The sequence below is a fragment of the Clostridium sp. CM027 genome (assembly GCF_024730565.1).
Lineage (GTDB): Bacteria > Bacillota > Clostridia > Clostridiales > Clostridiaceae > Clostridium_AD > Clostridium_AD estertheticum_B.
Genome location: NZ_CP077725.1, coordinates 2,414,514 through 2,439,229 on the forward strand (window position 1 = coordinate 2,414,514; position 24,716 = coordinate 2,439,229).

Genomic DNA, 24,716 nt, shown 5'->3' on the forward strand with positions numbered 1-24,716 from the left:
TAAATCATCCCCTGATGAGCTGAAATGTCGTTAAATAGTTTCTGCATGGTGACATGCAACAAATCCATCCCCAAGTTTTCTTAGTTTTGGTTCTTCTTTTTCACATAATTCATTTGAATAAATACATCTTGGATTGAACTTGCATCCACTTGGTAAATCTTTAAGACTTGGAATATCCATTGTCTTTAACGGTAAGTTTGAAATCATATTTTTATTTCTTGGATTTGCAACTGGAACCGCTTTTAATAAAGCTTTAAAATATGGATGTTTAGGATTTGTTATTGCATCATTTATATTATTTAATTCCACAATTGATCCTAAATACATAACCAGAACTCTCCCCTCATTAGCTATATATCTTGCTGTAGCTAAATCGTGTGTTATGTAAACAAAAGAAATTCCATGTTTTTTGTTCATCCTTGCCATTAAATCTAATAACGAAATTCTTAATGATACATCTACCATCGATACTGGCTCATCTGCTACTATAAGCTTAGGTTTCACTAATAAAGCTCTTGCTAATAATATTCTTTGTCTTTGTCCTCCACTTAATTGATGCGGATATTTATGTAAAAACTGATCAACTGGAGTTAATTCTACTTCCTCTAGATATTCTGTACATAGATCTAAAGCTTCTCCATTTGTTTTAACAATTTTATGTTTTAGTATAGGGGCGCTTAATGATTGGAAGATAGTTTTATTTGGATTTAATGCTGCAAATGAATCCTGATGCACCATTTGCACCCCCATTCTAAAGTCCTTATAATCCCCCCTTTTTAGAACATTTATATCTGTTCCTTTATAAAGTATTTTCCCCTCTGTCGGTTTATGAACATCTGCGATAATCTTTCCTAAAGTAGTTTTACCACAACCACTTTCCCCTACTACAGCTAATATTTCACCGTCTCCAATTTCTAGATTAATATCCTTTAATACTCTAACCTGTTCCTTTCCTTCTCCAAAACTTTTACTTACACCCTCTATTTTTATTAAATTACTCACTTTAAATTCCCTCCCAGTACTTACATCTACTATAATGATTATCCTTTACCTTGATAAGCTCTTTACTATTTTCATCCGACCCATCACAGCCAACCTTTCCCTTATAAATACACCTATTTTTAAATCTACATTCACCTTTTAAATCTAACATATTAATAGGTGCCCCTTTTATAGATCTTCTTGTGGTTACATCATCATATAATGAAGGTATTGCAGCTAATAATGCTTTTGAATATGGATGCTTCGGCGTTTCGTATACATCTAAAACATCACCAACTTCTACTAATTCTCCTGCGTACATTACAGCTATTCTATCAACCATAGAGCCTATTATTGATATATCATGAGTTAAAAACACTATAGAAACTCCATTTTCTTTATTTATTTTTCTTAATATCTCCAATATATACCACTGGGTTATTACATCTAAAGCAGTAGTAGGTTCATCCAATATTATTAACTTTGGTTCAAGTAATAAACTTAATGCTATTAATACACGTTGCTTCATTCCACCACTTAGCTCAAACGGATAAGAATCTAGAACTTTTTCATCTAACCTAACAAAGTTCAATAACTCTTTTATACGGTTCATCATTACTTCATTAGATACTTTATCTAAATGTGTAGTATAAGTTTCAACAAAATGATCTTTTATCGTTGCTATTGGATTAAGTGAATTTTGTGCAGCTTGAAATACTGTTGATATATCTTTCCATCTATATTTGTTATATTCCTTTTCCGAAAGGGCTAATAAATTTACACCATTAAAATAAACAACTTCTCCGCTTGATATTCTACCTGGCTCTCTTACTAAATTTAACATGGCTGAAGCTAAAGTTGATTTACCGCTTCCACTTTCTCCTATTATCCCTAACATTTCACCTTTATAAATATCTAAAGTAATATTATCTGCGGCCTTTAAAACTTTATCTTCATTAAAATATTTTACGTCAAATTCTACAGTTATATTTTTACATTCTAATAATTTTTCCATACTCTCACCCCTAAACTCCCATTACTTTTGTTTTTCTTTTTATAGCTATAGTAGTTTTTATTCTTGGGTTAAATGCGTCCTCTAACCCTTTACTAAACATAAAGCATCCTAATTGGAATAAAACAATCCCTACAATTGGTGTTAATAGATATATTATCGCTTTTGAACCAAATAATGCTCCCGTTTTGTTTAATGCCATATCCAGCATTATTCCCCAATGATCTCCTTCAAACGGAGCTAATCCTAATACCATTAATCCAACACTTGCTAGTATTGATGATTTCATTATCATAATAAAGTTAACTGCTATGTATGATATAATATTTGGTAAAATGTCATTTATAATAATATAAATCTTACTCATACCTAAAATTCTACTTGCCTCAATAAAATCTCTATTTTTCAAAGATAATGTTTGTGACCTTACTGCCCTTGCAAGTCCCGCCCACGACCATATACTTAATATAAGCCCAAACTTTAATGAACTATCAATATTTACTATTAATGACATAACCATTAATACAGGAAAGTTAGGTATTGTCTGAACTACATTAGTTATCATCATTAAAATATCATCAACTATTCCACCAAGTAATCCTGATGTAATCCCTACTGTAACCCCAATACTCAATGTGAAAACACCTGCATAAAGAGCTATTGTTAAAACCTCTCTTGAACCTAATATGAATTGTTTCAATGTATCTTTTCCTGCAAAATCGGTACCTAATAAATGTTGAAATGATGATCCTTGTAATCTATTTACATAGTTAGCCTTATCAGGAGTTAACATAATTGGTCCTAATATTGCCATCAATGTAAATATGATTAATATAAAAGCTCCAAAAGTTGCTTGTTTATTTGTAACTATTACTCTCGAGAAATTAACTATCCCTTCCCATAATGAACTTAGCTTGTTTTTCATTTATGCTCTCCCCTTCCTTCTTAAACGAGGGTCTACAAACCCATATAATAATTCTACTAAGAAGTTACATAAAATAACTGTTATTATTATTACAAAGAACATCCCTTGCATTAAAGTAACATCTCTATTTGCTGTTGCATTATTTAAATAATAACCAACCCCTGGATATGAAAATAAATTTTCTATAAGTGGTGAACCACCTACTAATAATCCAAAAGTAGTTGCTAATGATGTAACCATTGGCAACATTGCATTTCTACCTACATATTTAAAAATTATCTTTTTATTAGTTATTCCTCTTGCCCTTGCATATTGAATATAATCTTCATTTAATATTCCAACTGCTATTGATCTCATATTTACTATCCAGTTCACTACGTTAACAATGAAGAATGCCAGTATTGGTAAAATAGCATGTTTTGCAACATCTGCTATAAAAGCCATGTTAAATCCGACATCAACCATTGTTGAATAGGCCCCTTTAGATGGTAGCATCCTTAAATTCACTGCAAATATTAATATTAAGAAAAACCCTATAATATACTCTGGTATAGCTCCTAAAACCGATGCCGAGGTATCTAATAAAAGATTTAGCTTTTTACTTCTTTTCCACGCAGCAACCATCCCAATGCTTATACCTACTGTAAATGCTAGTATTGTTGAAACACCGGTTATAAGCAATGTCCATGGCAATGCTGACATTACTATATCTTTAACATCTGTTTTAAACTTTAATGACTGTCCTAAATCTCCATTTAATATTCCTTCACCAAAATCTAAAACCCTTTCAGCCAGTGGAACATTTGGATCATAATTCAACTGCATAACAGCTCTTTTATATGCTTCCTCATAAGGCACTCCTTGTGTACTAACCATTTCTCTAGCTAATACATCTACAGGATCTCCGGGCATAAGTTCTATTATTAAAAATGTTACTATAACTGCAAATATAACAGTTAAACATAACATTAAAATTTTCTTTATCATAATGATCCTCCCTTGAAAAAAGGTGTCCTATAATATGTATAAGACACCTTTAATATTATTTTCCCAAAGTTATAGTCTTTTCTTTTATTAAAGTTGCAAGTAGATTTTCTCCTACACCGGAGTATCTAACATCTTTTATTGTTTCATCATTTCCAAACCCTAAAGTAACATTATCTTTTAGAGTTCTTATCGGGAATCCTTTTTCTAAATAAGGAATAAAATATGCTTGCTCATTAGTTATTTTCATTAATTTCTTAGTTATTTCTTGTACTTCATCACCTTTGGCTGTAAATAGTTTCTTAACTAAATCAGTTACATTTACTTCTTCACCTTCTGACTCAATAATTATATTTCCTTCTTCGTTTGTCTCTAATCCCATTAAGAATGGTCTCGATCTATAAATTGCTTCGTAACTTCCATATGGATGTGCATATAGTACATTTCCAGTTGGGGCAAATTCAATAATTACAGTGTGCTCTTTCTTAGTAAAGTAATCATTAAACGCTGAACCTTCCATTGGCCTAAATTGAACATCTAATCCAAACTCTTTAAGTTTTGTTGCAATTGCTTCACCTGGCAACATAGCTGAACCCCACCCATTGTTACAAGCTAATTCAAATGTTACAACTTCGCCTTTTTCATTTGTCCAAGTACCAGCAGCATTTCTATTCCAACCAATCGATGTTAGTAATTTTTCTGCCTTTTCAGGGTCAAATGAATAATCTGTTAATTCATTTTTCGCAAAATCTTTTACTCCCCAGCTTTCTTGTAATGTAGCTGGAAGACCTGTTAATGTAGTCTCACCTTTTAAACTACCTGGTTCTGTTAATGGCATTATTTCTTCTCTATTAATTAAATAAGCCATAGCTTGTCTAAATTCTTTTTTATTTGCAGGATATTTTTGTGTGTTAAATACAACTGACATTTGACTAAATTCTGAAACATACTGCGCTTTATATGTGTCTAAACCCTTTTTAATTTGTTCTTCTACATCTCTAACAATACCACCACTGTGCATATCTAGCGTTCCATCCACCATAGCTGTTGCCGCTGTTTCCGGTGTAACTACTCTCATAACCCTTAATTGTTTAATATCTAATTCTTCACGGTAATTTTGATTTTGAACTAATAACGCTTCTGAAGTTGTAATATTTTTTGCAGTAAATGGGCCTGATCCAATAGTTTCCTCTACTTTTGGCTTAAATCCTTCTAATTGAATATTTAAGTCTTGTAACTTCTTATTAGACTCTTCTAAATACCAGAAAGTTAGTGTTTCTGGATGATACTTTCTTCCTGTCATTGCTATTTCTTTATATTTTTCTGCCCACTTACCATATACTGATGTAGGTGCATTAATTTTAATATCAAAGGCCATATTTATTATTAATGGACTTTCTGTTTTAAAGTTAAACTTCATAGTTGTATCATCTACAATTTGTATATTTTCTAAAAATTCCCAAACCTGTCTTCTTCCAATATTCATATAGAAAGTAGTCTCAACATCTCTAGTAGTTAATGGTGACCCATCACTCCACTTTAGTCCATCTTTTAATTTAACTGTTAAAACTTTATTTTCAAATGTATAACTTTCCCCTAAATGAGATTTAAATTTTGCTGACGGAAATGGTGCATATACAAATAGGTTATCTTGCATATACGGTTCGATACCGTTTACAAATCCGCCTATAAATGGATTGCCATGTGCAGCTGGAGGCACTATGTAATCACCATTAATAACTAGTGTTCCATCCGGATTATTACTTGAGTTCGCTTTATTGCTTCCACCACACCCTACTAATAATGACGTTCCTAATAAACAACTCATTAAAACTGCAACTACTTTATTTTTTCTCATTTTAAATTTCTCCCTTACTATTTTCTCATTAAATCATCTCCTGGGCAGCTGCAATAGCTTCGCATAAGATGCATTGACTACTTCAGAATGAGACTTATACCCCCACTGAAGTTTTCTATTTGTTAGGGCAAGTATCTCCTACTTATAGTAGATACTCCCACTTATAGAAGTGGGAGACTTGCCTTCTGAAATGCAGTTAAAATTTAAAAGGATCTCTAATTAATATTTTGTGAGCTTCTGCATCACTTACTCCACAGTAAAGTTCCGCTTGTCCGTTTTCTTTTCTTATTAATCCACCACTAAATATTACATCTATTAAATCAGGTCTCTTTGCTGCCCCTTCTTCAAAATTATCTCTTATTGCAATTAACTTCATTTTGCTATATTCTGAAGTTTCATGATTAAATGTAAATACTGATGAATAGTAATGTCTATTTCCCTCATTATCAAACTTAGCTATATGAGATAAAACTCCTATAGTACCATCTTCAAGTAAATGAAGCTCATTTGCTCCACCCCATTCTTCTTCATAAAACATATTATCTAAAAGTTTCGCACTTTCTATGTTTTCTATAGTAAGCTCTTCTAAACTCCTCATAATAAAGTAACCTATAGTACCTCTATTCCCAATTTCACCTTGTGGTCTTGTAAATACTAATATTTTATTATTTGATAACTCGAGTAGTCTTATATCCTTCATTCTGTCTGGTCCAACAGCAAATCTTTCTAATTTTTTTAATGAATTTCCTTTTAAAAATACAGTTCTATAGCATATAGGCATGTCTTCATTTCCTGTTTCGTAAATCTCTACTCCACCTAAAACTAATTCTCCATTTATTTTAGTTACAAATGGATCTTGCAAATCAAAAATCGGGGTTCCCTCAATTACTCTCCACTCATTTTCAATCTCTTTAAAGAACATTATTTTCGAATGTTCGGAATCCCTTGCTTCAACTCTTCCTGCTATAACTACTTCATTATCAATTTCAAATGGTGCTGTTATGTTATATATATCTTTATTGTCATTTAAAACAAATTTTAATTTATTAGCTTTAAATTCAACTTTTTGAAGTTTGAATTCATTTAATAATTCATCACATTTTTTTCTTTTCATATTAGTCTCCCTCCTTTTGTAAACCTTTCAATTGTTATTTTATCAACATTTTACTTTAATTTCAATATACTTTTACTTTAATTTCGGTTTTTTTCAATTTATTCTTACAATTATAATTACTTTAAATAAATTAGAATACAGGCAGTTTATACCAAATGATGTAAAGCGCTACTACCCAAATACTTAGACCTTAACTTGTGTGACAGCATTTTATTATGGGTAAGAAGATATATTCATTGGTATAACTACGAAAATTTTCAGCTGACATTAAAAAGCCACATTCCTATAGAATATAGGAATGTGGCTTAGAATTAATTCTCTTTTGTTAAATTCATTATGTTACTTTTTGATTTTGTAGCATACAATTTTGTTTTTCAACTTCCATATAAACTTTCTCAACGTTTTCTCCAAAGCACTTAGACGATAATGGTTCCATTCTATCATAAGCATTTTTCACCATTAATGCAGATTCCTCTTTGTCCATTAATATTTGGAATAATATTTCAGCTAAATTTTCGTCTTTATAAAAGAATCTTCCATTAATTTTATCGCGAATTATACCATCTAAATTTTTATCGTATTTAGCTACCACAGGAATTTGTGCCGCCATAGCTTCCTCAAATGTTAAGCCTTGCGTTTCAGTTAGTGAGGCACCTACAAACACATCTCCCATCTGATAATACCTGCCAATTTCTTCCCAAGGTTTTTCTCCTGCGAATACTACAGATTTTTCAATGCCCAATGCCTTAGCTAAATCTTCTAGATTTTCACGTTCTGGTCCATCACCTACAATGAGCAATTTACAATTCGGTATTCTCTTAGTTAGTTCTTTCATACTATTTATAATTATATCTATACTTTTTTCTTTTGCTATTCTCCCAATAAATAGTACAACTGGTTGGGTTTCATTTATTCCAAAAGATCTCTTTTCATCTTTGATAGTCTCTTTATTGTAATTACTTCTTTTGAATGGTTCAATGTTAACTCCAGTTGGTATTACATCTATATGCCTTGTTAAGCCATAATTTTCCAATGCATCCTTCACCTTTATTGTAGGAACTATTATAGCACTACAATCTCTACAATATAGCTCACTTACCTTCTTAGCTAATTGCGAAGCAGGCTTAAGCATTATGCCATGAGATATATAATGGATATAATCCTCATACATAGTATGATAGGTGTGAACTACAGGAATATCTAATCTTTTAGCAACTATTCTTCCAAATATTCCTATGCTAAATTCCGTTTGTGTATGTATTATATCTAGGTCTATTTTTTTTATCTTATTCATAATTTTACGTGAATATATCATCCCAACTCTTTGTGAAGGTAAAAGAAAAAATGGTATGCTAGGCAATCTAATGATACCCTCCTGCTCCTCTACATCTGGGTGTGCAACAGTAATAATGGTTACATTATGTCCAAGTCTAATTAATTCATTTTTCAATATAATAGTAGAAGTAACTACCCCACTTACTTGTGGATAATAAGCATCAGTAAAAATTCCAATATTCATAATCAATCCCCTTTAAACACTATAATTTCCTTATAAAATTTTCTTGCTTAATATGCATTAAATCATCTCCTGCGGAGCTGCAACAGCTTCACAGAAGCTGCATTATCGACTTCAGAAGGATATTTATACTCCCAATGAAGCTAATTTTTTACAGTAGCATAAAACCCAAAAATTATACAGGAATAAAATGTAATTATCCTCCATAATAATATAGCAGCCATTATATTATTAGATACGAAAAACAAACTAAAAAACATATAGAAAGCACCCTCTGCTCCACCAATAGCTCCAGGCAATGGTATAAACGCTGTGAGCATAATTACAAACGCGGTTGCAGCTATCATACTGCCTATGCTAGCACCCTTCATTCCAAAACTAAGATAAATAAAATAAGGGATGCTAAAATATATTGTCAGTTGAAATACTGTATAAACAACAGCTTTAAGCATCAATCCCTTGCTATGCTTTACTATCTCCATATTATCATGAAATTGATCTAAATTCTCATTAATACGTATTTCTAGCTTTGATATATTCTTTACCACTCTAAATTTTCCTAATACTTTAGAAAAAGCTATTATTAATTTTCGTGTTAATTTCCGATACTTAGAAAATATAATTAAGCATATAATCACGCTAGCATTAACTGTAAATCCAAACCCTATTAAATAAAATAAATTGCTCATTTTACTTTTGAAAAAAGCTGCTTTCCAAAATATAAGAATTAAAGAATATATAGTCAATATCGTCTGATAGATAATAAATTTAATCATCAGCGCTGAACCAGATTTGCCAGCTCCCAATTTTTGTTTTGTAAGTGAATATAGTTGCATTGGCTGACCCCCAGATGCAAATGGAGTAATTGAATTAAAATATTGCCCTACCATAGTAACTTTAAATGCTTGTTTGAATTTATAGTCTTTTTTCATTAAAAGTATAATACTTTGCAAAGTTTTAGCTTCAAAAATCCAATATAGCATCATGGAAATAACTGCTACGAATATCCATTGGATTTGCAAATTTTTCATTTGATGAATTAAATCCATCCAACCGTTTGTGAAAATGATCAACAAAACAAATATAACCCCAGAAGCTATCCCCAAAATAATATTAAATTTATATTTTTTCATTAGATTACCTACCCTTTATTCTATATACCTTTTCGTAAAATTTTTTCCACATAGCAAGTACATTCTCTCTAGAATAAAAACTGTGCCCTCTTATAGCTTTTTCTTTAGCCTGCTTATAATAAGTTGCATCATTTTTTAATTTTTCTATAGCCTTAATGAACCCTTCATTATCATGTTCTTTTAAGTAATAATCAAATAATATGTCCTCATATAGTTCCAAGTCTCTTAGCAGTACTGGAGTGTGAGTATTCATTGCCTCAAGTATTGACATAGGAAAAAGCTCGTTATAAGATGGCATAAAAAGAACATCTGATACATTATATATATCATTCATCAAATCTCTTTCAACTATCCCTGTAAATAAGATATTTTCAGGTGCATTTTCTATTTCATTTTTTAGTTCTTTATATCCGTCCGTAATATTTCCAAAAGAAAACCCACCAGCCCAAATAAATTGTACTTCCGGAAGTTTTTTTGCGATATCAATAAAATCAATAACACCTTTCCTTGTTTGTATTTGGCCTACTCCAAGCACAACAAAGGCATCCTTTGCAATTTTCATTTTTTCCTTTGCTATGTATTTATCCTCAATTGAAAGATTATAAAATTTTTCAGTAGAAACAAAATTAGGAATGTAAGTAATTTTCTTTCTATCAATATTATAGGATTCAAGTTTAGTTATAAAATTAGGATTTACTGTAACTAAATAGTCCATACTATTATAAAAACTTATTATATACTTATAAAAAATCTTTTCAACTAACTTGGGTAATTTAATACTTCCTTCAATAGTCTCAGGCAAAAAATGCACATAGCCCACTGTTACCCCTTTTCTTTTAGCAAAAGGTATACTCAAATAATGCTTAAAATCAATACTATGATAATGCATTATTTCGGTTCTCGCTATTTTATTTATTACAACTTTATATTCTTTATCTAATCCGTTTTGGACTAAATTTACTTGTTCTAAATAAGCTGAGCCTACTCCTTGACCTTTGACTTTATCAGCTGTTGACAGCATATTTATAGTAGGCATAATAGTCACTCCCGTCTAATCTAACTTTCTTATTATATATATATTGTACTCCATTATTATTAAATATTGATTAATGTTACCTTAAAATTTTCTTAATTTTTATTAATTTTCAAAAAAAATCTATTTATAATAAATTTTTATTGAAACATTCTTGTTATAAATTACCTTTATTCGATAAGTTAATTCTACATTAATATTACATTAATTTACCAGTTATATTTTAATACAAAAAGCAGATAATACTCTTGTTCCGATTTAAATAAAAGACTGGAGGTAATAAATATGATGAATGCTGAAAATAAACAAATTGAAAGCAACAACCTAAAAGTTATTAAAGACCAATTAGGATATGAATCATTACTTAATAAAAAATTTAATGAATATGGTTCACAATGTACAGATCAAAATTTAAAAAATCTTTGCACTGAAGCTAGCCAAACACATAAACAAAACTTTAATACATTAAAAACTTACCTTGATTCTCATCAATAATATATAAATGGAGGGATATTATATGAATACAAGTATGTGCGAAAAAGATTTGATGCATGATTTACTTGCTACAGAAAAACAGGTTATTTCTGCTTATAGTACAGGAATAACTGAATCTTCTTGTACAAATTTGAGGAGTACCCTAATTGACAATTTTAAAAACGATCAAAACATTCAATATATGATATTTGACGCTATGAAACAAAAAGGATGGTATCCTACAAAAGATGCTGCAGATAATGAAGTTCAACAATTAAAAGATGAAGCTAACCAAATGATGAATGAATTAAAATAATTAATTATAATATAATAATTTTTCATTAACTATAAGAAGCCTCTAACAGATTAAGTTGTTAGAGGCTTCTTTATGTATATATATAATTTTCATTTCACCTATTTTTCTTTTTAACAAAAAACAATATCTATATTTCTATAACTTGCTTATATATGCCTGGTTTGTTTTTAATTTTATTATGATTATGTCCACTACAAGCTATAACTAAAAGTATGACCCCTACAGTCAAAAACATCCCATGAATTTCCACAGCATATTTCCCTCCTATTAATGAAAACAGCGGAGAAACCAAAATAGCCAGAATATTATTTACTAAATGCGCAAATATGCTTAAATAAATTGAGCCCGTTCTTAAATATATAACTCCGACAACTAGTCCTAGGAAAAATGCATTTATACCTTTAGGAATGTTCATATGAACTAGAGCAAACAATAATGCAGATGCTACAAGCGCTATAGTTGGATTTATTTTTTTAGTCATTCCTTTCAATAATATTCCTCTAAAAACAATTTCCTCATATATAGGCGCTACGACAATATCACTAAATATTGATATAATTGGCGAACTAGGTAGTTCTTCGAATGATTGTTTTATAAAATTTGGCATCGATATCTTGCTAACCCACAAAGTTACACTGTTATCAAATAGCAGACGGAAGGCTATAATCATGAGGGCTGCATAAGCAAAATCCATCCAATTCAATTGTTGTTTAGGTTTTTGATCATTTGCTTTATTACTAAGCCACTTGAATAAAATGATAATAACATACAATTTAACCAATACCCCAAAAACAAAAATTATATAAGGCACTACTTTTTCAAATCTCCCAGAGAATAAATTTAAAACTTCTACAGGTAATTGCCCTAATCCCTCCAACAAAATTGATAGAAACATGACAAGAAGAGCTTTAATGATTCCCATTTTTTTAATATTTATAGCTCCATTTTCTATGTTTCTTAAAAAATTCATTCGATCACTCTCTCTATTTAAATTAATGTAGTTTTTTTCCTTTATTCTATTTATATATAATCGTCCCTCTTCGGGCTATATTCCCTTATAAACTCCATTAGATGCTTATTGTTTTCATCATATATTCACTATCCTTTCTCATATTATATTTTTAAGTGTAACATAATTTTATAAGATGATATATGAACATAATGGCAACTTTGGTTATGTATAATCAATATTATTATCTAGCTAGAATATTTCATTTAACAAAAAAAATCTGAGTTTCTAAATATTGTTAAAACTCAATATTTAAAAACACAGATCATATTAAATCATCTCCTGCGGAGCTGTAATATTAATGACTTCAGAAGGAAATTTATACTCCCACTGAAGTTTTATTTTTGCTATGGTAGTTAACCCCCACTTATAGAGGTGGGAAACTTTCCTTCTGAAATGTAATTAAATTATTTATTTTCCTATAAATTGTTGAGTCCAATAAATAGTTCCATTTTTATCTCTTGCCGCCCCAACTCCTATTTCAGTAAAATTCTTACTTAAAATATTAGCTTTATGTCCTGGAGAATTCATCCAAGAGCTCATTACTGAAGCCGCTGTTTGCTGACCCATTGCAATGTTTTCACCACCAGATTTATATGTTATGCCGAAGTTTTTCATCATATCAAAAGGTGATCCATAAGTTGGTGATGTATGAGAAAAATAGTTTTTATCTGCCATATCTTGTGACTTATATCTAGCCACTCTGGAAAGTTCCCAATTATCTTTTAATGGAGCTAGTCCTTGTTTTGCTCTTTCTTGATTAACTAGTATTACTACATCTTTCTCCAATTTTTTATCCCCAACTAAGTTTGGTATTTTTATTATTTGGTTAACGTTTATCTGATCAGGCTTAGTTATCTGAGGGTTGACAGCTAAAACCTCTGAAACTCCAACCTCATAATTAACACAAATCTTCCACAAATAATCTCCTGACTTAACTGTGTAATTTATGGTATCCCCTGCTGCGTACGCTACTGAACTTATTCCTGTTGTTACTAAAATCCCTAAAGTTAATATACATAATCTTAATGTTTTTTTCATCTTTCTTACCTCACCTTTCTAATTATAATATACAAAGCGTGATTTTTACTTTGTATACACATTCTATCATCTAAATGAGGTTTATAGTTTTTTTATTGATGGAATTTATGTTGTATTATGTCATATATTCATGTAATTACACTTATTGTGTTAGTTTAACTGTTTTGAATTAAGCTATAAACGGAAAATATAATTAATATTTTGAATAATCCAATTTATTGTTATAGAGTGCTTTTTTAATGCAATACAATTAAAGTTTTCATCTCCTTAGTATTTTCTAAGGTCTCTAATTCATACGTTTTAATTTTATGTCATACGTATTCTTATACTTTGCCATCCGAGGATCATTTTTAAAATAACTCTCGTACATACCTCTAGCGACATTTGCAGCGTCACTACCATAACCACCGTCAAATATAACTACAGATATTGCAATTTCAGGATTTTCAGCCGGTGCATAACCTACATACCAAGCATAATCTCCTCTACCGACTTTATTTTGTATTTCAGGTTTATTAAACTGCGCTGTACCCGTTTTACCACCTGTAGGTATAGGAAATCCAGCAAGTGCTTTAGACGCAGTACCGTCGGTATTACCGCCTGGCCCTGTAACGTTGTTCATGCCCTGCATAACTAGATTTCTTGTTTCTGCACTCATATTGGTTTTATTTAACACCTCAGGTTTTGATTGAGATACTAACTTTCCATTAAAATCTTTTATGTTATCAATCAAGTTAAGTTTGTATCTTGTTCCACCATTTGCAAGGGTTGCTATATAATTTACCATCTGAAGCGGCGTGAAATTATCCATACCTTGACCAATAGATGCAATATACATATTGTATGGTAAGCTTAAAGAACCATGCCCTGTCTGTACAGCTTGGTAATATACATCATCTACAATTGCTTGTATATCAGCATCAGTAAACTTCTTATCTTTATTCTTAGGATCGGCAGCAATTAATTGCTTAAATAAAACCTCGTAGTTACTCTTTGAAAAAGTTCCATTCTTTACAGAGTCTTTTATTTTATTTTTAATTTCAGTTTTTATTTCTGAAAGTTTTTTCCCCTTATAAACAATAAGAACATCCCCCTCTCTATCGTACAAATCTAATGGGGAGAATTTTGTTCCTATACCAGAAACTCCATTAGTTAAATCATCCTCAATAGTCAAAAGATATTGCGATGCTGATAGATTTTTCTGGGATACTGTATTATATACTTGCCCAAAATTTTCGTTTATTTCTATCCCAGTACTAGGTTTCACTACTTTAGGGTCAGCTCCTAGTCCAAACATCCATGCATATTTAGCTAAAATGTCATCTCCAGATTTTGACCTTAATAAATCACCTACATTCATAAAAAATGGGTTACTTGATTTTTCTAATGCACGTACTACGTTTACAATACCAAGTGCTCCATCTGTTGCGAAAGGATTCCAATTTACACCCCCAACTTTATTATCACCACCCATATCATACCCACCTTTATCATCATATGTGGAATTAGCATCTATAACTCCTTCTTCAAGACCTGCAATTGCAGTCATTGGCTTAAAAATAGAACCAGAAGGAATTAACGACATAGTTGCATAATTATACAAATACTTTGGATAGTAATCAAATTTGTCCTTTCTAATTGTGGTATTTCCCTTTATACTTTTGTCTATTGGGAACATATAATCAATTAAACTTTGTGGTTTTCCCTGAGCTTTTGCCATGGCTTCATAATCCTGATTAAAATATTTTTTTGATTGAGCTTCAGTTAATCCTTGCGCCGTAGAGAAATCATTTGGATTAAAACCCGGTAAGCTAACAAGTGCTAATATGTCACCAGTGTGAATATCTTCTACAACAGCTCCGCCTCTTGTAGCGTTTGATACATTTAAGCCATTTACCATTCCTAGTCCTCTTAATCTCTTCATTTCACTATTTAAAGCGCTTTCTGTGGCATATTGCAAATTTGCATCTATTGTAAGCTGAACATTGTTTCCAGGAGTTGCCTTCTTACTAGTGATTTCACTTTTTACCTTACCCTGATTCGCATCTGGTATCTTTTCTCCTCCGTTAACTCCTTTGAGACTGCTCTCCATTACAGCTTCAATTCCAGAGTATCCCACATAATCTGTGCTTGTATCATAACCCTTTGCTGAATATTTTTCCTTATCAGCAGGGCTTATTTTGCTTATATATCCTAAAACCGATGAAGCGAGCTGTCCATAGGGATATTGTCTCATAGGCATATTTTCTACTTTAATTCCAGGTAAATCTGAGAGACTTTGCTCGAATATAAATGACGTATCCTTCTTTATATTAGTTGCTATGTTAATTGATTTGTATGAAGAAAAAAAGTTCATTTTTATATCATCTTTTACAATTAAATATTTTCTTATTAAATCTGGAGTTTCCTGTATATGTAAACTTGAAACTCCTTTTATTACACCGTATTCCTTTAGCAGTTCATTATATACTTCCTCTGGGGTTAATTTCAAAAGTTCATTATTAAGTTTTGTAGTTTCAGAAGAATTTAAATCTTCCTCTTTTTTATTTTCAAATTTTGATTTCAATATATTACCTTGAATCCCTCTATCTTTTAAAAATCTTAACTGTAAGGTATGTATTGCCTTAGGATCACTTGAACTAAATTCAAATCTGTATGGTTCAATTTTCAAAGGAAAACTATCTGTCTGAACTTCTTCATTTTCGTCCAAAATTGCAAATATTTTTTGTAAAGTTGTAAATATCTGAGTACTAGCATTAGCTGTGTCTGTATATGTAAGGTTATATCCTAGCGTTTCATTTGCAAGGCTTATCCCATTTTTATCTGTTATGAGTCCTCTTGGGGCCTCTACAGTTATGACCTTTTGAGCACTGGCATTTGCTGTATCCTTGTAATATTGTCCATTTAATACTTGTAAATAATATAACTTTGCAATTATTATTGAAAATATAGCTAACATAATTACAAATAGGACATTATGTCTATTAATTTTTTTTCTTTTTTTCATTTCATCACCATTTTAAACTTTCATTTTATTTTTATAAATATAATATAATATATAATTCAATATATTTTCACTATAGTTAAATCTATAAATATAGTTTAAAGGAATGTAGCCTTATTAGTGCTTTGCTGTGTTTTTTTCATGATTAACAAACTCTTTTACTATAGCTCATTACCCTACTCAAAGTAAAATAAATCTTCAAATTTTTTATCTAATGCAATACAAAATATCAACGCTAACTTTGCAGTTGGATTAAATTGACCTGTTTCTATTGAGCTAATTGTTTGTCTGGAAACGCCAACCATTTCCGCTAAATCTCCTTGAGACAGATTGTTTTCTGCTCTAGCTAATTTAAGTTTATTTTTTAATATTAATTCTTCTTTCATAAAGTCACATCCTTAAATTGTTATCAAAATATAGTATACTACCATTTAGTTTTTGGGACAAGTTATATTGTCATTTATATAATATAACTTGTCACTAATATAGCAATACTTGCCCTATTAACTATGTTTATTTCAGAAAAAGATAAAAAAAATTACTGAGGTACCCTCCATAGTTTTTTGGAGGGTATATTATATACTTTGTCTCATAAAAAAATAACAACATTTTTAAAAAAATGTTGTTATTTTATTTAATTAAGTAAATATAACTGTTCAATTGGCCCACCTAATAAAGAGAAAATAGTTATTGTATTGTGTTAATTACAAACATAAATTATTTTTTGGTATTATTTCTATAAACTCCTCGCAGATTCCAATTTTCTATGTAGTGGAATAAAATATACAATTATAATTCCTATACAAAGAACTATGGTTGCTGCCATACCGGCTTCAGGACCAAATACTCCACCAGTGAACAATTCTGCACCAGTTAACTTTAAATTCATCAAGCTACCTGTTGCTACTTTTAGTCCACTTACCTCAAACCCAAAAATATTTCCCTGAGTCCAGTTCCACGCAGCATGAAGTCCACAAGCCCCCCACAGATCATTAGTTTTTATAACATATACGCCAAAAAACAAACCTACTAAAACAATATTTATTATAGCTAAAACACTTACATTTGGATTTCCAAGGTGCATAAATCCGAAAAACGTAGAGGAAACAATCAAACCTACAGCTACATTATATCTTGCACCTAAAACATTCATAAACCATCCTCTTGAAAGAATCTCCTCTGCAGCACTTTGTATCATCCACCCTGGTATAACAATTAGCACACCACTTAAAGCTGCTACACCTGAAAGACCTACTGGATTACTATTTACTACAGTATGCCCGCTAACACTAAGCAATAAAACTACTATTGAAAACATTAAAATTCCTATGCCAAAACCTATTAAATACTTTCTTATAAATCCTTCTTTTTTTAATCCCATGCTTGAAATACTTCTTTTTTCTCTAAACTTTACTCTAGCAAATACTAATAATGTTATAAATATAAAACCACAAATAAGTTGATTTAGTAATAAAACGGAAGGATCATTGCCAATAATTTTCTTTGTAAAATGAGCCAATATTTCACCTATTCCTTGCCCTCCAATTAGAAAAAGCAATACCCAAAATAAACATAAAATAATATTAGGAAGTACCTTCGCTTGTTTTGCTTCTCTAAATAAACCAGTTTTATTCGAAAACATATTATCACTCCTACTCTATTTGCTTAAACTGCATATTGTAAAGATAAGAATATAATCCTTCTTGCTTTATAAGCTCGTCATGCGTTCCTCTTTGGTTTACTCCTTCATCAGTAAGTACAATTATTTCATCCGCATTTTTTATTGTACTTAATCTATGAGCAATAACGAGCGTCGTCCTGTTTTTTGTAAGGTCTTCCAATGATTTTTGAATATATTGTTCATTTTCATTATCAAGAGCTGATGTAGCTTCATCAAGTATTAAAATTGCTGGATTCTTTAAAAATACTCTTGCTATAGATATCCTTTGCTTTTGACCACCAGAAAGTCTTACTCCTCTTTCTCCAGTATAAGTATCATACCCATGTTCAAGGCTCATAATGAACTCATGAATATTTGCCTTTTGAGCCGCCTCAATTATTTCCTTTTCCGATGCTCCCGGTCTGCCATATGATATATTTTCTTTAATGCTTCCCGAAAACAAATAAACATCCTGCTGGACTATCCCAATAGATTTTCTAAGTGATTTAAGTTTTATATCTTTTATATTGATGCCATCTATTGTTATTGAACCATGGTTTACCTCATAAAATCTTGGTATAAGACTGCAAAAGGTTGTTTTACCACCACCCGATGGACCAACAAGTGCAATATTCTTACCTGATTGTATTTTTATATTTATATTACTTAATACTTTATGCATATTATTATAACTAAATGATACATTATTAAAAGATATCTCTCCTTTTGGATTAACCAATTCAACTGCATCTTCTTTATCGATTATGTCTGGCTTTGTATTTATGACTTCAACAAATCTTTCAAATCCCGAAAGCCCTCTTTGAAACTGCTCCGTGAAATTTACAAGCTTATCAATAGGATTTAAAAATGTATTTATATAAAGTATGTAAATTACAAGATCAGATACTTTTAATGAGCCATCACTTATAAATATACCCCCTACAAGTATAGCGCTAAGATAAAGTAATCCTTGAAAAAAGCTGTTACCACTATGGAATTTGCCCATTATAAAATAACTTTCCTCTTTTGTCTTTAAAAATTCGTTATTACCTTTAGCAAATTTAGTATTTTCTATATTCTCATTAGCAAATGATTTCACCACGCGAATACCTGCTAAACTGTCTTGAATTTGGGCATTTACACTTGCTATCTTTTCCCTATTTTCTGAAAAAACATTTCGCATTTTCTGATTATAGAAATATGAAAAAAATAACATTGCCAGTGTAAATAAAAGAAGTATAAGTGTTATTCTTGAATTTATATTTGCGAGTATAACAAAAGACCCAACTATTTTTAGTATGGATATGAATACATCCTCAGGCCCATGATGCGCAAGTTCTGATATATCAAAAAGGTCTGTAACTATTCTCGACATGAGCTTTCCGGTATTCGCTTCGTCGTAATAAGAAAAAGATTGTTTTTGAAGATTGTTAAAAATATCTTTTCTCATATCCGCTTCCATTTTTGCCCCCATTATATGTCCCCATGAGGTTATGAAATACTGACAAAAATACCTTGCAATATACATAAGTAATAGTGCTATCCCCACATATAAAACATATTTAAATATCTTATTTCCATCATTTAATACATAAACATCATTTAGCAAATATCTAACTATTAAGGGAAACACCAAATCAATTACAGATAAAATTAATGCACAAAACATATCTGCAAAGAACAGCCCCTTGTATGGTCTATAGTAACTTTTAAATTTTTTAAAAATATTCATTATTATTGTAACTCCTTTTCCTTAAAGTTTGTTTATTATTATATCACTAAACTCATTGAGAATGATTATTTATTTCATTCTCAATGACCCTTCTTAAAATGATTCTTTATATTACTATATTATTTAGTGTAAAATATATTTTATAATATTATTTCCTACGCTAACGAAGGTTGATTCTAAATTATTAAATGAACCTTTTATATTTTCACGCGTAGTAAATAGTGAAAGGGGGCAAGGTTTTGGATGATAAGTTTATTTGGATAACTTTTGATACTGATAGAAATCAAGCGCTTGCACTATTTATAGAAAAATATAAAATTCCTCTCTATAAGCTCTGTATACATTTGCATAAAAACAGTACTAGTGCTGAAGATCTATTTCAAGATACTTGGATAAAAGCTTTTAAATATATGGATGACTTTAACAGAATTAAGAATTTTAAACCTTGGCTCTTTACAATTGCTATTAATCTATATAAAGATAATTATAGAAAATTAAAACGGTGGGTTTCAAAATCTATAGATTTTTTTGATATTAATGAAAAAAACATTGTAATGGAAAATATAAAGTCAACTACCTTTCTTCCTGAGGAATCTTATGATAATAACCAAAATAAGCAACAGTTACGAAATAGTGTGAATAATTTAAAAGATGAATTTAGAATGGTAATAATACTATTTTACTACAACGGATTAAAGCAAAAAGAAATTTCAGAAATTCTTAAAATACCTGAAGGAACTGTAAAATCCAGATTAAATAAAGCTAAAAAGTTATTAAAAGAATATATGGAGGATAATAACTATGGAAGATAAACATTTAGAAGAGCTTCTCTTTGAACTAGGTAATGAAGATATTAATCTTCCTAAAAATTTAGTTCAAAATACTAAAGAAAAAATAAGTAACATACACTTTTTGCCCATTGTTTGTATGTCAGTTTTTTTTAATATTATTTCACTTATAAGTTTAATTATTATTGTATATTTCAAATTTAATTTTAAAGGAATTATAGGTCTATATATTTTATACAGTTTTTTTTCAAGCTTATCAATATTACCTCTAATATTTTTTAAAGGGCAGTTTAAATTAAAATTTTCAATTACTATTTAAAGGAGAGATTAAAATGAAAAATTCAAAAAAAATATTTTTTACCCTTATAACAATACTTCCTCTACTCTTTTTATCTTTTATTATTTTCATATCTTTCGCCATAGCCTCGGACTATAGACATGGGAACACAAATATCTCTGAAATAGTTCCACCTCTCATAATACTACCTTTAATACTTTTATTAATCTTTGGAGTAATTTATTTAATTGGTCATTTTGTATTTATGGATTCAAAGAGAAGGGGTATGGACCCTTGGCTTTGGACAATGGTGGCACTATTTGTTCCAAACCTTATAGGTTTAATAATCTATCTAGTCGTAAGGAATTCCTACACTAAAACAATGTGCAAAAGCTGTGGAAATCCTGTAGATGATCACTTTATGAATTGTCCATTCTGTGGCTTTAAGCTTAAAGATAACTGTAGTTCTTGTGGATTCCCAGTAGAACCTGAGTGGAATATTTGTCCCAAATGTGCCTCTAAATTAAAGTAGGATAAATAACTTTCTATAGGAGCTTTTCCTTTTATTATTTCACTAAAAAAAATGGATAAAGAAATGCTAATTTTAATTAACACATTCTTTTATCCATTTTTATTTTAAGAAGTCAATATCCCCATAGTAATATTCTTATATTTCCATACTATTCAAAATATCTTTAAGTTTCTTTAAATCTTCTACAGATAAAGTAATCCCCTTACCCATCTTCTTATGCTCGCAATCCCAATCTCTAATATCATATTTAGGATCTTTATCATTCCAAGAGACAAGGTTTAGTTCCTTTGTCCATCCCTTTGCTGACTCGGAAATCACCCCTGATTTTTCTTTTATTTCAAATTTAATTTCTGCCATTTAAAATCCCTCCAATAATAGTTTTTTTATTTATTCGAAAATCTATTTCTCAAAATCGTCGCAAAGTTTACTTACTATTTTCTCATAAATATAAAAATAAGCACACAAGGGATGTTTATATATCAATAGTAAATATAAATTCTGCCCCAGCTACTTGGTTATTCTTACATTTAATGTTTCCGCCATGGGCTTCTACAATATATTTGCATATTGATAATCCGAGTCCAGAACCCGGGATGCTCATACTTCTAGATTTTTCTGCTCTATAGAATTTATTAAAAACATAGGTCATATCTCCTAAACTAATACCACTTCCATTGTCCATTACAGAAAAAGCTATCTTATTTTCAGTTTCAAGATAAAAAACAGTAATTTTTATCTTGCCATTTTCATGATTAGTATATTTTATACTATTCTCTATAAGATTGTAAATTACCTGTGTTATACGGCTTTTATCCATAGAAACCATTACATTTGCAGCATTGCACTGATATTCAAAGGTAAGTCCATAATGTTCCACTAAAAGCTTTAATTCTAATATTACCTTTTTTAAATATATATCCAAATAACACTCACTTTTTACAATTTTCAGTTCATTCAATTCTGCATTGGAATGCTCTGACAAATCGTTAACCATTTTAGTAATTACCTCAGATTTTCGAATAATAACTTCCACATATTTTTTGCGTTTTTCTTCAGTGTTTGAAATGCCATCTCGCATGCCTTCACTATAAGCTTTAATTGTCGATATAGGTGTTTTCAAATCATGAGAAATGCAGGAAATAAGTTCCTTTTGAGACCTTTTTAATTCCTTTTCTTTTTCTCTCTTTTCCTTTAATTGATCTCGCATTAATTCGAACCCATATGTTAATTCAGCCACTTCATTCTGTAGCAATCTATTGCCTCTTGCGCGTGCTACTGGAATGTCATAATTACCTTCAATAATTGCTTTTGAGGACTGGTTTATTTCAAGCAGTGGATCTAAGACATGGTATTTCATATAAATATTTATGGCAATTAGTATAAGTAGCACAAGGATAATTCCACAAATAATTGGAGCAAATAAATAGAACAAGTTTTCTATTTCTGTACGCTTTAATATCTGCTGTCTTGGTATAGTAAACACAGCAAATTTGTCTACCTTTTTCCCACTTAACAAAACAAAGGAAACTTTAATTTGTTTGTTATTCTTTTCATAAAAACTTTTATCAGTTTGGAGAACCTCTTTAAGATTTATAAATTCCCCTTGTTTATAATCATTTTTGTCACTGGTATAAACAACCATTCCATCTAAATCAAACACTGTATAAGAAAACTCACCTTGTTTATATTGTTTTGATTCTAGTTCATTGACTTGACTGGCTACTAGAATTCTGGCCTTATTATAAAGAATTTCCTCTTTATTATTTGAATATCTTATCATGGACATTAATGTGGATATTACCAAAATGAGCACTATAAAAAAATGTAACCCTATTTGTTGTTTGAAAATTCTATTTTTCATAATTTTATACAGATAACTTGTATCCTACTCCCCATACTGTTTTGATATAACAAAGTCCAAAATTATTCAACTTTTCTCGAATTCTTTTTATATAAACTGCCACACTACTAATATCACCAAATTCATTCATACCCCAAACCTCTTGGTATATTTGCTGCTTTGAAAATACTTGATTTACATGCCTTGCAAAAAAATATAAGACTTCAAATTCTTTTGTGGTAAAATCTATGATTTTTTCATCTATACTTGCCTCATAGCTTTCCTTACTAATTCTAAGCTTACCAATAGTAATAATCACAGAAGGAGCTTTCGATTGTTCGAGCTCTTTATACCTTCTTAAATGGGCTTTTACTCTTGCCACAAGTTCCAACGGACTAAAGGGCTTTGTGACATAATCATCTGCTCCAATTCCAAGGGAAATCACTTTATCCATCTCTCCACTTTTAGCAGATACCATTATTATAGGTATATTAGAATTATTTCGAATTTGCTTACAAACCTCCATACCATTTACTTTAGGGAGCATAATATCAAGAAGTACAAGTTCTGGTTTTTTGGATTTAAAAAGTTTTAATCCTTCCTCGCCATCAAATGAAATGAATATTTTAAAACCTTCTATTTCTAGATAATCGCGTAATATTTCAGCTAACTCTTTCTCATCTTCAATAATTAAAATCGTTTTTTGCTCCATAATATCTCCTATTTTTTTACCATCCTCTTTGTTTTAAAAATTCATAAACTATTTTTTCTCTTTCATCAGCTGTCTCTTTTTTATATTCATCTAATTTTAAATCTCCATCAATATAGCCATCTTTTAAGAATATAATTCGAGTGCCTCGAAGCGCAGCCTTTAAGTCATGGGTAACCATAACAACTGCTTGACCGCCCTTATGAATATCAGAAAAAATATCTAGTACATTTTCTCCTTGAGCTGAGTTAAGTGCACCTGTAGGTTCATCGGCAAATAATAGTTCAGGCTCATTTATAAGCGCTCTGCAAATTGCCGCCCTCTGACTTTGTCCACCAGATAATTGACTGGGGAATTTTTTTTTGTGATCTGTTAACTCCATTTTCTCTAATAACTCATCAATTTTTTTATCAATGTCAAATTTCTTTTTATTAGTTTTATAGGTTGGACTTACAATATTCTCATAAATGGTTAGATCAGGAATAAGGTTAATCCCTTGAAATACAAATCCGATTTTGTTTCTTCGTAAATCAGCCATTTCACTTTCCTTATAATTTGTAATATTTTCATCACCTATAAATACCTCTCCACTAGTTGCTCCATCCATACCGCTTAACAGATAAAGCAAAGTGGATTTACCAGAGCCGGAACTTCCCATAACTACTGTAAAGTCTTCTTTATTTATCTCAAGATTTAAGTTTTTGATTACGTTATTTACTTCACCATCACTTAAAAAACTTTTGCACAATAAGCTTGTTTTAATTATAACATTATCCAT

25 protein-coding genes are annotated in these 24,716 nt (G+C 30.4%); 6 read left to right on the forward strand and 19 right to left on the reverse strand.

Annotated elements, in window-relative coordinates:
* Positions 1 to 30: 30 nt before the first annotated feature.
* The 6 genes from KTC92_RS11440 to KTC92_RS11465 all read right to left on the reverse strand — a co-directional run bounded on the left by KTC92_RS11440 (position 31) and on the right by KTC92_RS11465 (position 6,874).
* Positions 31 to 1,002: an ABC transporter ATP-binding protein gene (locus KTC92_RS11440; protein ID WP_165413266.1), complete on the reverse strand. Its 972-nt coding sequence runs from the start codon at positions 1,000 to 1,002 to the stop codon at positions 31 to 33.
* A 1-nt stretch (position 1,003) separates the two neighbouring features.
* Positions 1,004 to 1,996, reverse strand: a complete 993-nt coding sequence (locus tag KTC92_RS11445) for an ABC transporter ATP-binding protein (protein ID WP_216303391.1) — start codon at positions 1,994 to 1,996, stop codon at positions 1,004 to 1,006.
* 10 nt (positions 1,997 to 2,006) lie between these two features.
* Positions 2,007 to 2,918, reverse strand: coding sequence for an ABC transporter permease (locus KTC92_RS11450; protein ID WP_220286853.1), 912 nt, complete (start codon positions 2,916 to 2,918; stop codon positions 2,007 to 2,009).
* Positions 2,919 to 3,905, reverse strand: coding sequence for an ABC transporter permease (locus KTC92_RS11455; RefSeq protein ID WP_253198204.1), 987 nt, complete (start codon positions 3,903 to 3,905; stop codon positions 2,919 to 2,921).
* Positions 3,906 to 3,960: 55 nt separating this feature from the next.
* Positions 3,961 to 5,760 (reverse strand): ABC transporter substrate-binding protein, encoded by a 1,800-nt coding sequence (locus tag KTC92_RS11460; RefSeq protein WP_220286852.1) that lies wholly within the window; start codon positions 5,758 to 5,760, stop codon positions 3,961 to 3,963.
* Between the two features lie 196 nt (positions 5,761 to 5,956).
* The gene (locus KTC92_RS11465; protein WP_220286851.1) at positions 5,957 to 6,874 is read right to left on the reverse strand and encodes a DUF1861 family protein; all 918 of its coding nucleotides are present in this window, start codon (positions 6,872 to 6,874) and stop codon (positions 5,957 to 5,959) included.
* Positions 6,875 to 7,069: 195 nt separating this feature from the next.
* Here KTC92_RS11465 and KTC92_RS18705 point away from each other — a divergent pair, with 195 nt between their 5' ends.
* Complete coding sequence (locus tag KTC92_RS18705) at positions 7,070 to 7,183, forward strand: IS3 family transposase (protein ID WP_369811874.1); 114 nt, start codon at positions 7,070 to 7,072, stop codon at positions 7,181 to 7,183.
* Between the two features lie 25 nt (positions 7,184 to 7,208).
* On the opposite strand, the gene KTC92_RS11470 is transcribed toward KTC92_RS18705, so the two are convergent.
* The 3 genes from KTC92_RS11470 to KTC92_RS11480 form a co-directional block, all read right to left on the reverse strand.
* Positions 7,209 to 8,393 carry a glycosyltransferase family 4 protein gene (locus tag KTC92_RS11470; protein WP_216304138.1) on the reverse strand — a complete coding sequence of 395 codons (1,185 nt, stop codon included), beginning with the start codon at positions 8,391 to 8,393 and terminating at the stop codon, positions 7,209 to 7,211.
* A gap of 140 nt (positions 8,394 to 8,533) precedes the next feature.
* The gene (locus KTC92_RS11475; protein ID WP_165413272.1) at positions 8,534 to 9,523 is read right to left on the reverse strand and encodes a lysylphosphatidylglycerol synthase transmembrane domain-containing protein; all 990 of its coding nucleotides are present in this window, start codon (positions 9,521 to 9,523) and stop codon (positions 8,534 to 8,536) included.
* Between the two features lie 4 nt (positions 9,524 to 9,527).
* On the reverse strand, positions 9,528 to 10,559 hold the full coding sequence (locus KTC92_RS11480) for a glycosyltransferase family 4 protein (RefSeq protein ID WP_216304139.1): 1,032 nt from the start codon (positions 10,557 to 10,559) through the stop codon (positions 9,528 to 9,530).
* A 282-nt stretch (positions 10,560 to 10,841) separates the two neighbouring features.
* Between KTC92_RS11480 and KTC92_RS11485 the strand changes: the two genes are divergently transcribed.
* Together KTC92_RS11485 and KTC92_RS11490 are read left to right on the forward strand one after the other, a co-directional pair.
* Complete coding sequence (locus tag KTC92_RS11485; RefSeq protein WP_165413274.1) at positions 10,842 to 11,051, forward strand: hypothetical protein; 210 nt, start codon at positions 10,842 to 10,844, stop codon at positions 11,049 to 11,051.
* Positions 11,052 to 11,073: 22 nt separating this feature from the next.
* Positions 11,074 to 11,346, forward strand: coding sequence for a spore coat protein (locus KTC92_RS11490; protein ID WP_369811875.1), 273 nt, complete (start codon positions 11,074 to 11,076; stop codon positions 11,344 to 11,346).
* 127 nt (positions 11,347 to 11,473) lie between these two features.
* On the opposite strand, the gene KTC92_RS11495 is transcribed toward KTC92_RS11490, so the two are convergent.
* From KTC92_RS11495 to KTC92_RS11520, 6 genes are all read right to left on the reverse strand, one after another.
* Positions 11,474 to 12,316, reverse strand: coding sequence for a CPBP family intramembrane glutamic endopeptidase (locus KTC92_RS11495; RefSeq protein ID WP_220286850.1), 843 nt, complete (start codon positions 12,314 to 12,316; stop codon positions 11,474 to 11,476).
* A gap of 450 nt (positions 12,317 to 12,766) precedes the next feature.
* Positions 12,767 to 13,396, reverse strand: coding sequence for a CAP domain-containing protein (locus KTC92_RS11500; RefSeq protein WP_216304141.1), 630 nt, complete (start codon positions 13,394 to 13,396; stop codon positions 12,767 to 12,769).
* Positions 13,397 to 13,682: 286 nt separating this feature from the next.
* Entirely contained in the window at positions 13,683 to 16,403 is a 2,721-nt protein-coding gene (locus KTC92_RS11505) for a penicillin-binding transpeptidase domain-containing protein (RefSeq protein WP_216304142.1), read from the reverse strand.
* Positions 16,404 to 16,576: 173 nt separating this feature from the next.
* A complete protein-coding gene (locus KTC92_RS11510) occupies positions 16,577 to 16,786 on the reverse strand; it encodes a helix-turn-helix transcriptional regulator (RefSeq protein WP_216304143.1) in 210 nt (69 codons plus the stop codon).
* Between the two features lie 350 nt (positions 16,787 to 17,136).
* A complete protein-coding gene (locus KTC92_RS11515; protein WP_216304144.1) occupies positions 17,137 to 18,042 on the reverse strand; it encodes a CPBP family intramembrane glutamic endopeptidase in 906 nt (301 codons plus the stop codon).
* A 10-nt stretch (positions 18,043 to 18,052) separates the two neighbouring features.
* Positions 18,053 to 19,792: an ABC transporter ATP-binding protein gene (locus KTC92_RS11520; RefSeq protein WP_216304145.1), complete on the reverse strand. Its 1,740-nt coding sequence runs from the start codon at positions 19,790 to 19,792 to the stop codon at positions 18,053 to 18,055.
* Positions 19,793 to 20,031: 239 nt separating this feature from the next.
* On the opposite strand from KTC92_RS11520, the gene KTC92_RS11525 reads away from it, so the two are divergent.
* The 3 genes from KTC92_RS11525 to KTC92_RS11535 are packed head-to-tail and all read left to right on the forward strand — an operon-like array spanning position 20,032 to position 21,389.
* Positions 20,032 to 20,604, forward strand: a complete 573-nt coding sequence (locus tag KTC92_RS11525; protein ID WP_220286849.1) for an RNA polymerase sigma factor — start codon at positions 20,032 to 20,034, stop codon at positions 20,602 to 20,604.
* Entirely contained in the window at positions 20,594 to 20,899 is a 306-nt protein-coding gene (locus KTC92_RS11530; protein ID WP_220286848.1) for a hypothetical protein, read from the forward strand. Before KTC92_RS11525 ends, KTC92_RS11530 begins: the two co-directional genes overlap by 11 nt.
* Positions 20,900 to 20,912: 13 nt before the next feature.
* Positions 20,913 to 21,389, forward strand: a complete 477-nt coding sequence (locus tag KTC92_RS11535) for a zinc ribbon domain-containing protein (protein ID WP_216304147.1) — start codon at positions 20,913 to 20,915, stop codon at positions 21,387 to 21,389.
* A 135-nt stretch (positions 21,390 to 21,524) separates the two neighbouring features.
* On the opposite strand, the gene KTC92_RS11540 is transcribed toward KTC92_RS11535, so the two are convergent.
* The 4 genes from KTC92_RS11540 to KTC92_RS11555 all read right to left on the reverse strand — a co-directional run bounded on the left by KTC92_RS11540 (position 21,525) and on the right by KTC92_RS11555 (position 24,716).
* The gene (locus KTC92_RS11540) at positions 21,525 to 21,746 is read right to left on the reverse strand and encodes a YdbC family protein (protein ID WP_216304148.1); all 222 of its coding nucleotides are present in this window, start codon (positions 21,744 to 21,746) and stop codon (positions 21,525 to 21,527) included.
* Positions 21,747 to 21,861: 115 nt separating this feature from the next.
* Positions 21,862 to 23,250 (reverse strand): cell wall metabolism sensor histidine kinase WalK, encoded by a 1,389-nt coding sequence (locus KTC92_RS11545; RefSeq protein ID WP_216304149.1) that lies wholly within the window; start codon positions 23,248 to 23,250, stop codon positions 21,862 to 21,864.
* A 4-nt stretch (positions 23,251 to 23,254) separates the two neighbouring features.
* Complete coding sequence (locus KTC92_RS11550) at positions 23,255 to 23,941, reverse strand: response regulator transcription factor (protein ID WP_216304150.1); 687 nt, start codon at positions 23,939 to 23,941, stop codon at positions 23,255 to 23,257.
* Between the two features lie 16 nt (positions 23,942 to 23,957).
* A complete protein-coding gene (locus tag KTC92_RS11555) occupies positions 23,958 to 24,716 on the reverse strand; it encodes an ABC transporter ATP-binding protein (protein WP_220286847.1) in 759 nt (252 codons plus the stop codon).